This window comes from Microbacterium sp. K35, from assembly GCF_004794375.1.
In the GTDB taxonomy this organism is placed as follows: domain Bacteria; phylum Actinomycetota; class Actinomycetes; order Actinomycetales; family Microbacteriaceae; genus Microbacterium; species Microbacterium sufflavum.
The window spans coordinates 1-431 of sequence record NZ_SSDM01000039.1 but is presented as its reverse complement, the minus strand read 5'-3'; the positions used below and the strand labels follow the sequence as shown (position 1 = coordinate 431).

At 76.1% G+C, this 431-nt stretch carries 1 pseudogene; it reads right to left on the bottom strand.

The window, feature by feature from the left end:
• Positions 1-431, bottom strand: a pseudogene (locus DW299_RS18760) (hypothetical protein); the annotation flags it as partial.

The window sequence follows — 431 nt, the reverse complement described above, 5'->3', positions numbered from 1 at the left end:
GCCGTCACGCGCGCGGCACCGTCGGCCGCGCCGATGAGTCCCTGCGCGAGCGAGGGTGCGGCGGCGGCCGGGGCCGCGAGGGCGTCGACGGCCTGATCGACTCCGGCCGCGAGCTGCGCGAGCTGCTGCAGCTGCACGTTGGTCGGGTCGGCGGCGAGCATCCCGGCGAGGCTGTCCGCGAGTTGCTGCGATCGACCGGGGGCGGCCGTCGCGGCGTTCTGCAGCGCGGTCTTCGTGTCGGGATGGGCGAGCGTCTGCACCGAGGTCGTCACTCCGGCGCGGAGGGTGTCGCTCAGCGTGGTGGCACCCGCCAGCACGCCGGTCGTGTACTGGTGCGCGCCCGTCACGCCCGCCGACAGCCGGGTGGCGCCCGTGACGAGCTGCTGCGCGCCCGCATCGGCTGCGGCGGCACCCGAGATCGGAAGAGCGTC